Below are 9,417 nucleotides of genomic sequence, written 5' to 3' on the forward strand. Positions count from 1 at the left end.
GTACGACGGACCGTCGTACCGCGCGCCGCCCCGGCCCTGTCATCCCAGCAGGCCGGTCAGCCTGAGCGTCCACACCACCGCCCCGATGACGAGGAGTCCGTCGACGGCCCAGGACCGCCCGCGGCCGGACAGGGCACGCACCAGGCACGGCAGCGCGGCCAGCCGCAGGAACAGCGCCGCCGTCGCCGGCACACCGGCCCGCAGCGGCTCCTCGCGCGGCCCCACGGTCGTCGCACCGCTGCGTACGGCGACGGCCTGCAGTCCGATCAGCAGGCCCAGCACGAGGACCGCGGACAGGGCCTCGGCCGTACGCGGCGAGGCCCACACCCGCCAGGCGAGGACGAGCTGGACGACGGCCCCCGCCAGGAACGGCAGTGACACGGCCAGGCCGTTCGCCAGGTTCTGCTGGAAGACCACCAGGTCCCCGACGGACGCGGCCACGCAGAGCAGCGCCCCGAGGCGCCGGTCCGTGAGATGCCGGCCGGAACGCGGACCCGGCGCCGCCGCGGCCGCCTCGGCGGGGAGCGCCTCAGTCGATGGAGTCATCGTCGTATCCGAGCGCCATCGGGGCGGGGCAGGCAGCGGCGGGCGCCGCGTACACCGGGTGGTGTACGGCGGCGGGCGGCCCGACCCGGAACTGGGCCATCATGTCGTGGTCCTCGTGCACCAGGTTGTGACAGTGGATCATGTAACGCCCGGTGTTCGGGCCGAACTTGACCACCATGCGCACGGTCTCGTTCTCGCCGACGTACACGGTGTCCTTGCCGCCGAGTTCCCACGGCGACGGCGCCGCGCCGTTGCGGTCGAGGATCTTGAAGTCGACCAGGTGCACATGGACCGGGTGCCACCAGCCCCCGGACTTGTTCACGAACTCCCAGATCTCGATGTCCCCGAGACCCGGATCGGCCCAGACGTACTCGTAGTTCGAGGCGATCACGTCCGACCAGGTCTTGCCGTTGACGGTCCACATGCCGTTGGTGCGGATGAACTCGAACCGGCGGGTCTTCGTCGCCATCGCGGCGGTCAGGTCCATCGCCGGAGCGTTCGGGTTCAGCACGTCCGGAATGGAGTTGCCGGACAGGTCGGTGGCATCGCCGGCGACGTCGAAGGCCATCACGTCGCCGGTGGTGTCGAAGTCCTCCGAGTTCGGCACGCCGAGGTTCTTCAGCACCACCCGCTGGCCGACCTTGTACTTGGCGAAGTCGATGATCACCTCGTAGCGTTCGGCGATGCCGTGCCGGTAGCTGGTCACCGAGCGGGGCTGCGGCATCAGGCCCGCGTCGGTGCCGATGAAGACGAACGGGTCGCCGGTGCTCAGCGCGAACTTGTAGCCCCGCGAGATCGAGCCGTTAAGGATCCGGAAGCGGTACTTGCGCCGCTCGACCTTCATCACCGGCCAGGGCCGCCCGTTGACCAGGATCACGTCACCGAAGATCCCGGAGTGGCCGCCGTCGTCGTACAGCAGCTGTCCGTCGCGGTCGAACATGGCGTCGCGGATGATCAGCGGCACGTCGTAGCGGCCGTGCGGGATCGGCAGCGACTGCTCCAGCGCGTCGGTCATCGTGTACATCGCGGCGAGGCCCATGTACGCGTTCTCGGCCGTGTGGTGCACGCCGTGGTCGTGGTACCAGAGGGTGCGCGCGTCCTGGGTGTTCGGGTAGTGGTAGTCCTTGAACTCCCCGGTGCGCGTCACGTCGCTGGCGTAGCCGTCGTACTCCGGCAGCGAAGCCGATCCGTGCAGGTGGACCGAGGTCCACGACTCGTAGCCCAGGCGCGGATGCACCCGGGGCAGCTCGTTGATGTGCCGTACGACGGCCGGCCGGCCCCGGGTGGCCCGGATCGTCGGACCGCCGAACGACCCGTCGTACGACCAGGTCTCGGTCTTCATGCCGGGCAGGATCTCGGTCATGGCACTGCGCATGGTGACGGTGTAGTAGTCGGTGGTGCTCGACCGTTTGACCGGTACGGCCTCGGGCGGCACCGCGAACGGCACGGTGAACGGCTTCGGGAACTTGCTGATCGCGATCCGGTCCGAAGCCGTCTTGGCGCTCACCACGTGTTCGAGCGGCAGGGCCAGGGCCGCCGACGCGAGGACGCCGTACTTCATCAGGTCACGCCTGGACAGGGCGTTGTCGTGCATGTGTGGGTTCACCCCCATGGTGGGCCGCCGCGACGGCGGCTCGGGCACCCTGCTCTCCCCCATGGAGTCGCGGATGCCCTGGTCTTCTGGGTTTCTCGGTACTGCCGGTTGTGCCGGTGGTGCGTGGCGGGGCTCGTGCCGTCGGCCGGTGCCCCGCCGTGAGCGGGTTGCGCACGCGTGGTTCCGTACGCGCGAACGGCTGTACGCCGGCCGTGCTCCTCGGCCGTGGGACGGCCCGCGGTGTTCCTGAATGCACCGCTGAGGAGAGGCGACCGGACGGTCGAAAGGGGCGGGCGGGCGGCCGGTGGAGGGGGTCCACCAGCCGCCCGGCCGGGGCCGGCACGGCTGTAGTAGGGGCTTCCTCCAACCGCTCCGGTCCCGGTGGACGCCCCGTCGGTCGGCGTCCGCGGGTACGGCGGACGCTCCCCGTCGAGGCGCAGGTCGGTCGGCTACCCGTTCGGGAGGGTCACCTTGTCCAGCACTCCGCCCTTGTCGGAGGAGATGTAGACCGGGCTCGGGTTCGTGACGGTGCCGAGGCCGGTGCGCAGGCGCAGGCTCCAGGTGCCGTTGACCGCGCCCGCCGCGGCCGGCTGCACGATCACGTTGGAGGCGAAGACCTGGCCGCCCGGCCCGCCGACGCGCAGCGTCAGCGACGCCCCGGGAATGGACCCGGTGCCTTCGAGCCGCAGGTCGCCGGACTTCCACTTGGCGAGCGTGATCGCGAGCTTGTCGACCGCGGGCACCGCGGGGGTGACCTCGGCCGGCGCGGAGGAGGCGCCCCTGCCGACCGCGTTCACGGCGACGACCGTCACGCTGTACTTCGTGTCGTTCTTCAGCCCGGTCAGCAGCAGGCTGGAGCCGCTGGCCCCGGCCGTGGCCGTGACGGGCGCGCCGGCGGCGGGCGTCGCGGTGATCTCGTAGCCCGTGACCGGCGAGCTGCCCGGGTCCTCGGGCGCCGTCCACCGCACGGTGGCACTGGCGTTGGAGCCCTGCACGGTCACCGCCTGCGGAGCGCCGGGCGCCCTGGTCGTGCCGAACGTGTACTTCTCCAGCCGGGCCTGCGAGGCGTTGCCGGCCGGGTCGAAGGCCACGAACCGCACGGTCCTGGGCCCGTCGGCCGCCTTCAGCTCGAACGGTCCGGTGTAGAGCGTCGCCGCCGGTCCGGTGGTGCCCGCCTCCAGCGGGTCGGAGCCGTCGAGCGTGTAGTAGATCTCCGAGCCCGGCTCGTCGGCGGTCAGGGTGACCAGGGTGTCGGCCGTGTAGACGCCGCCGGCGGGCTTCGCCGTGACGGTCGGCGGGGTGAAGTCCCCCGACAGGATGTCGCCCGGCAGCGCGGGCGGCCAGGACTCGCCGGTCTCGCCGAACGACCTGACCTCGATCCGCTTGCCCTCGACGGAGCCCGGCAGGGTCGCCGAGGTCGCGTCCGGGTCGTTGACGCGGACGCCGATCTCGCCCTGGACACCGTTCCTGCTGAGCCGGTCGACGGCGCGCACGGTGTAGCCGAGGATCGGGGCCGTACCCGGGGTCTGCTTGGGCGGGGTCCAGCTCACCAGGGTCGAGTCGCCCTCGGCGCGCACCACGACTCCGGTGGGCGAGGCCGGGCCCTGCTGCACCGCGCCGGCCGGGCAGCCGCCCATCCCGGGCCCGCCCACCTCGCCGAACTCGGAGATCGTCACGCCCTGGGTGTTGCCGTCGGAGTCCTGGTCCTGCCAGCTCGTCACTGTGTACAGGCCCTCGGCCGCGACGGCCGCCGTCTTGTCGTTCAGGAACTCGTACGTGGCGATGAAGCTGCCGTCGGCGGCCACCTGCACGCCGGAGGAGTAGCCGCCCTTCGGCGCGTTCGCCAGGGGTCCCGGCACGGCCCGCACGTCGCGCCGGGCCACGTCGGTGTCCCGCAGGGCCGGTTCGATGATCCGGTGCTCAAGGAACGTCGGGTCGACCTCGGGGCCGAGGCGCCCCTGGATCACCAGGGTGGTCGGCGTGGTCAGTGCCCCGCCGGTGACGCCGACGTCGAGGGTCGTGGCGTCGGCGGCCACGGTGCCCCCGAACTTCACCGACACGATGTCGCCGGCCCGGATGTCGGGGGTGACCTGGAGGCCGCCACCGGCCCCCCAGCACAGGCCGCCGGGGTGGTTGACCTCGATGGCCGGGTTGCCCGCCGCTATCGAGTCCGCCGAGGCCATCGTGCCGGTGGCCGAACCGATGAGCCCCACGTGCGGGCGCTGCACCTCGATGGTCACCTGCTCTCCCGCGTGCTCGGAGAAGCCGTCGATCGAGACGAAGTCCCGGTCCGGGAAGATGGTGATGTTGTCCGGGAAGGCCGGAACGGCAGCGTGGGCGGTGACCGGCGCGACCGAGGCACTGATCACCATGCCGGAGATGACGAGACCGGCGGCGGTGGCCTTCCGCCTTCCCCCGCCCCGCGCGAACTTACTCATGACGACTTCCCCTCTTTGGCCGTACCCGGACCCGGCTGCACCGGGCGGTCGGCGCCGATGAGCGGACCCCCAGCGTGTCCAACTCCGCGCCGCCCCGGCAGCCTTGTCTTGGGCACCCCCCACTCCCCAATCTGGAGGGGCCTTCGCAGCACCGGCCCGCCGGACGGAACGGCGGGTGACGGACCGCACCCGACGGGTCACGATCGACGGGCGACGGATGACGGTCCGCGGTCGAGAGGTGACGGGCGGGCCCCGCTCGGTGAACGGCGAGGCGACGGGCGGCGCTCGCTGGGCGACGGACCGCGGGCGGCGCTTGATGGACGGTGGGCGACGGGCGGCCGGCGACGCCGTCCCGTGGCGGGCCGTCCTTGACCTTGACATCGTGACAAGGTCTTCACTGTGGCCAGGGAGGTGGTCCCGATGACCATGGCGGAACAGGACACGGACGAGCCGCGAGTACTCCGCGGGCTGGCGGACGGCCGCTCGTCGGTGCGGCTGCGGGCGGCCCTGGCGATCGGCACGGACCCGGACCCCCGGTTCGTCGCCGGGCTCGTCGAACGCTGCGCGGTCGAGCCCGAGTTCCAGGTGCGCGAAATGCTGACCTGGGCGCTCACCCGGCACCCGGCGGCGACTACGGTCCCGGCACTGCTCGGGGAACTCCGCTCGCAAGGGGCACAGGCACGCAGCCAGGCGCTGCACACCCTGTCCAAGATCGGAGACCGGCAGGCATGGCCGGCGATCACCCGGGCGCTGATGTCCGACGCCGACGACGAAGTGGCCCGCAGCGCCTGGCGGGCAGCGGTCGCGCTCGTACCCGAGGACGGGGAAGCGGAGTTGGCCGGGGTGCTGGCCACACAGCTCGGCCGCGGCGGACGGGAGACACAACTGAGCCTCAGCCGTGCGCTGATCGCGCTCGGCGGGACGATGCTCCCGGCCCTGCGCGCCGCGTACGCGGATCCCGACCCCCGCGTGCGCCGGCACGCGCGTGCCACGGAGCGGCTGTGGCGCGACCCGGACGCCGGTTTCGAGTTCGCGATCGAGGAGGCGAAGCGCGTTGCGGTCCTCGGCACGAGCGGCCAGGAAGGCGGGTAGGCCGTGTTGATCGGTGACGTGGCACGACGGTCCGGGGTCAGCGCCCGGATGCTCCGGCACTACGACTCGCTCGGTCTGGTGCGCCCCACGGGGCGTACCCGGGCCGGCTATCGCGAGTACTCCGTTGAGGACATCCGGCGCATCTTCCACATCGAGAGCCTGCGGTCGCTGGGGCTGTCGCTGCGCGAGGTCGGGCGGGCGCTGGACGATCCCGGTTTCAGGCCCGCGGAGCTCGTGGACGATCTCATCCGCCAGACGCGCGAACGCATCGCGGCCGAGACGGCACTGCTCACCCGGCTGCGACGGCTCGATGCGGCGGAGCCCGCCGGCTGGGAGGAGGCCCTGCAGATCGTCGCGCTCCTCCAGGCACTGGCGTCGGAGAGCGCCGGGCACCGCCAGCGCGCGGCCCTGTCCTCGGCCGCGGAGGTCGCGGTGCCGGTGGAGGCCCTGGTCGAGGCGGTCTTGAGCGAGACGGACCCGAATGTCGCCGGAGCCCTGCGCTGGGCCCTGGCGCGCTCGGACGCCGACGCGTCCGCGCTGCTGGCACAGGGCCTCGACGCACCGGAGGCAGCCGTACGCGAGCGTGCCGTCCAGGCCCTCGCGGAGATCCCGGACGCCGGGTCGGCGGCCCTGCTGCGGGACGCCCTCGGCGGCTCCGACCTCGTGGTCCGCAGACATGCGGCTCTGGCGCTCGGGGCACGCGGAGTGGCCGAGGCCGTTCCGACGCTGGTCGACATGGCCGTCGAGGGGGTGAACGACGTCGACGCGGCGGACGCGCTGGGCCTGCTGGCCGCCCGGCCCGCGCTGGCCGACCGGATCGCGACCGCGCTCGTGGACCGCCTCGCGCACGGCCGCCTCGGACCCGCCGCACGCCGCCGGCTGACCCAGGCGCTCGCGGACATCCCGGGCAGTACGGCGTCCCGGGCCCTGACCGGCCTCACCGAGGACGAGGACCGCGCCGTCGCCCTCACCGCCACGTACATCCTCACCCTGCGCGACGCTCGCTGACGGCCACCTTTCCGGGACCGGGTGCGGGCGGGGCGTACGCCGGGGGCGGCGCCGGCGTAGGTCCGGGTCCGGGCCGCCCACCTGCGCGTTTCCGGACCCGGAGGGGCAGGATGGCCTCATGGCACAGCAGATCCTGCCCCCGTCCGAGTCCTGGCGCCGCATCGACGGCTGGCTGGCGGCACACGCGGCCTCCGACTTCGTACGCCTGGAGCCGCCGGCGACGGCGGACGAGCTGCGGCGGGCGGAGGAAGCACTCGGCACCCCGTTGCCCGGGGATCTCGCCGACTCCCTGCGGTGTCACAACGGCGTGACCGGCTGGACGACCATCCTGCCGGAACAGTCCCCGCTGGCGGTGCACGGCATCGTGGACCACTGGCAGACCTGCATGGGCGTCGCGAGGGAGAACGACGGTCTGACGCCACAGCCCTGGGAGGACGAGCCCTGGTGGCATCCGCTCTGGGTGCCCTGGGCCGAGAGTGCCGACGGCGCGGCGCAGGTGATCGACCAGCGTCCGGGCCCGGCCGCGGGGCGCCTGGGGTGGGCGGGCCATAGCGGCGGCGGCGACTTCACCGACGCCTGGCCCGATCTGGCCAGCCTGCTGCACGCGGTCGCGCAGGCGCTCCACGAGGGCACGGAGGTCCGCGGGCTGCGCCCCTATCTCACCGAGCAGGGCCGAGTGTGGTGGGACGAGGAGGGCTGCGCGGAGCTGAACGGCCGCCCGCTGACGGCCGCCCCGGTCGGGCTGCCCTGACCGTCGGCGGTTCAGCTCGGTGGTCTGGCAGCGCGGGATCGTCCGGCCACGGCGGACAGCGGACCGAGGGCCAGCAGGACCGCCAGGGCGGCGAAGCCGCCGGTGAGGGTGGTGACGGTGGCGACCGAGGCCACCAGCAGCGGGCCGCCCGCGTCGCCGAGTTCCCGGCCGAGTTCGGCCGCTCCCATGGTCTGGCCCATACGCTCCTCGGGGGTGCCGGTGGCCAGGGCGGCGAAGCCGATCGGGGTGATCAGCCCGGTGCCGGCTCCGATGACCACGGCCGCGGCCAGGACGCCGGTCAGGCCCGGCAGCGCCACACAGAGCAGTCCCGCCGCGGTGATCGCGAGTCCGGCGGTGAGACCCGTACGGGTGGTCAGGCGCCCGGCGTCCACGGCGCGGCCGGCCCAGGGCTGGACGACTGCGGCGCAGGCGGCCAGGACCGAGACGGCCGCGCCGGTCACCACGGTGCCGAGGCCGGCCGCGGCTCCCGAGACGGGCAGGAACCCGACGCCGACCGACAGCGCGGCCGTGGCGGCGGCCAGGGCCGCGGTGGGGGCGAGGAACCTGCCGTCGCCGAGCCTGCGGGCCAGGTCGACGAGGGTCTGGCGACGCCTGGGCAGCGGTGGCACGGCGGCGACGAACAGCACGGCCCACAGCGCGACGGCGGCGGCGAGGACGGCTGTGACGGTGAACAGCAGCCGCAGTCCGCCGGCTCGGACCAGCACACCGCCCAGCAGGGGGCCGAGGGTGTAGCCGAGGGACTTGAAGAAGCCGTAACTGCCGAACGCACGACCTCGTTCGGCGGCCGGTTGGAGACGGGCTACCAGCGCGGAGGCGGCCGGGGAGAACGCGGACGCGGCGGCGCCCTGCCCCAGGCGGGCGGCCCACAGCCAGCCGGGGCTGTCGGCGACCGCGTACACGGCGGAGGCCGCGGCGAAGGAGACCAGGCCGCCGAGGAGCACGGGCCTGGCACCGATCCGGTCGGCCAGCGATCCGAAGACCGGCTTGAGTACGACCTCGGCGCCGTCGTACAGGGCGAGCAGGCCGCCGAGGACGAGCAGCGAGGTCACCGCGTCGTCCGACAGGCCGCCGAGGCTGGCGGCGACGGCGTGCGCGCCGAAGGCGGTGGTGAACCCGGCGGCGTACAGCGGCCACACGGACCGTCGGGACGCGTCGAGGCGGCTGGTGCGGGGCGAAGTCGTCACGGCCGGCTCCCCGGGCTGTGGTGCGGGGCGGTGAAGACGCGTTCGGCAGGGTCCTCGCGGACCGTCGCCTCGAAGCCGGCCGCGTCCTCGGGTGCGCGTCCGGTCGCCTGGCGGGTCATGGCCTGGCCGCCCGCGGCGTTCGTGAGCCGGACGGCGCGTGCCATGCCGTCGGCGAACGCGGGCACGTCCGGCACGGTCCGGACTCCCTGGCCCAGGGAGCGGGCACCGGCCTTGCGCAACTCCCGCCGGACCGCCACGCGGCGAATGTAGCAAGTGTTGCATCCGCAGGGGTCACATACGCTTCCGCGAACCGACCGCCGCCGGGCCGCCGGCATCCCCTGCCCGACGGCCCGACGGCGGCCCCGACCCCTAAACCCCTAGGCCCCTAGGCCTCTTCCGTCAGCGGTCGTCGCCGCCGTGGCCGCCGTGGCCCCGGTCGCGGCCGGTGTCGTCACCGCCGTGGTCGTCACCCGCGTTCAGGTGGTCGTCCGTGCCGACGTGGACTCCGTGGTCGTCGCCCGGAAGGTCGTCGTCGACGGCCGTGGAGCCCCCGCGGTCGTCCCCGGGAGCGTCGTCCTGTCCGCGGGTTCCGCGCCCGCGGTCGTCCCCCGCCGTGTCGCGCCCGCCGTGGTGGTCTCCCCCGCCGCGCACCCCGTGGTCGTCGGTCCCGGTGTGCACCCCGTGGTCGTCGCCGGCCGCCAGCAGCCACACCTCACGGGCCGCCCGGATCGCCGGGAGGGTGAGGGTGGTGCGGGTCGGCGGGGGCTTGGGCGCGCCGTGGAC

At 73.7% G+C, this 9,417-nt stretch carries 8 protein-coding genes and 1 pseudogene; 3 read left to right on the forward strand and 6 right to left on the reverse strand.

The window, feature by feature from the left end; genetic code table 11:
- Positions 1-39 precede the first annotated feature (39 nt).
- The 3 genes from ABT085_RS39050 to ABT085_RS39060 form a co-directional block, all read right to left on the reverse strand.
- A complete protein-coding gene (locus ABT085_RS39050; protein WP_351619492.1) occupies positions 40-546 on the reverse strand; it encodes a hypothetical protein in 507 nt (168 codons plus the stop codon).
- Positions 530-2,140: a multicopper oxidase family protein gene (locus tag ABT085_RS39055; RefSeq protein ID WP_351619495.1), complete on the reverse strand. Its 1,611-nt coding sequence runs from the start codon at positions 2,138-2,140 to the stop codon at positions 530-532. Before ABT085_RS39055 ends, ABT085_RS39050 begins: the two co-directional genes overlap by 17 nt.
- Positions 2,141-2,589: 449 nt before the next feature.
- Positions 2,590-4,578, reverse strand: coding sequence for a fibronectin type III domain-containing protein (locus ABT085_RS39060; RefSeq protein WP_351619498.1), 1,989 nt, complete (start codon positions 4,576-4,578; stop codon positions 2,590-2,592).
- Between the two features lie 420 nt (positions 4,579-4,998).
- On the opposite strand from ABT085_RS39060, the gene ABT085_RS39065 reads away from it, so the two are divergent.
- From ABT085_RS39065 to ABT085_RS39075, 3 genes are all read left to right on the forward strand, one after another.
- Positions 4,999-5,670 carry a HEAT repeat domain-containing protein gene (locus ABT085_RS39065; RefSeq protein WP_351619501.1) on the forward strand — a complete coding sequence of 224 codons (672 nt, stop codon included), beginning with the start codon at positions 4,999-5,001 and terminating at the stop codon, positions 5,668-5,670.
- Positions 5,671-5,673: 3 nt separating this feature from the next.
- The gene (locus tag ABT085_RS39070; protein ID WP_351619504.1) at positions 5,674-6,678 is read left to right on the forward strand and encodes a HEAT repeat domain-containing protein; all 1,005 of its coding nucleotides are present in this window, start codon (positions 5,674-5,676) and stop codon (positions 6,676-6,678) included.
- A 118-nt stretch (positions 6,679-6,796) separates the two neighbouring features.
- Positions 6,797-7,429 (forward strand): SMI1/KNR4 family protein, encoded by a 633-nt coding sequence (locus ABT085_RS39075; RefSeq protein WP_351619506.1) that lies wholly within the window; start codon positions 6,797-6,799, stop codon positions 7,427-7,429.
- Positions 7,430-7,440: 11 nt separating this feature from the next.
- Here ABT085_RS39075 and ABT085_RS39080 read toward each other — a convergent pair whose 3' ends face one another.
- The 3 genes and pseudogenes from ABT085_RS39080 to ABT085_RS39090 all read right to left on the reverse strand — a co-directional run.
- Positions 7,441-8,586: an MFS transporter gene (locus tag ABT085_RS39080; protein WP_351619512.1), complete on the reverse strand. Its 1,146-nt coding sequence runs from the start codon at positions 8,584-8,586 to the stop codon at positions 7,441-7,443.
- 44 nt (positions 8,587-8,630) lie between these two features.
- Entirely contained in the window at positions 8,631-8,891 is a 261-nt protein-coding gene (locus ABT085_RS39085) for a Chromate resistance protein ChrB (RefSeq protein ID WP_351619509.1), read from the reverse strand.
- 427 nt (positions 8,892-9,318) lie between these two features.
- Positions 9,319-9,417: pseudogene (locus ABT085_RS39090) on the reverse strand (6-phosphogluconolactonase); the annotation flags it as partial.

The organism is Streptomyces sp. NPDC002265 (assembly GCF_040296125.1).
Lineage (GTDB): Bacteria > Actinomycetota > Actinomycetes > Streptomycetales > Streptomycetaceae > Streptomyces.

What these genes read in the sequence shown, in the direction of transcription:
- ABT085_RS39050 (WP_351619492.1), bottom strand. Translation starts at nt 546, where the DNA reads ATGACTCCATCGACTGAGGCGCTCCCCGCCGAGGCGGCCGCGGCGGCG.
- ABT085_RS39055 (WP_351619495.1), bottom strand. Translation starts at nt 2,140, where the DNA reads ATGCACGACAACGCCCTGTCCAGGCGTGACCTGATGAAGTACGGCGTC.
- ABT085_RS39060 (WP_351619498.1), bottom strand. Translation starts at nt 4,578, where the DNA reads ATGAGTAAGTTCGCGCGGGGCGGGGGAAGGCGGAAGGCCACCGCCGCC.
- ABT085_RS39065 (WP_351619501.1), top strand. Translation starts at nt 4,999, where the DNA reads ATGACCATGGCGGAACAGGACACGGACGAGCCGCGAGTACTCCGCGGG.
- ABT085_RS39075 (WP_351619506.1), top strand. Translation starts at nt 6,797, where the DNA reads ATGGCACAGCAGATCCTGCCCCCGTCCGAGTCCTGGCGCCGCATCGAC.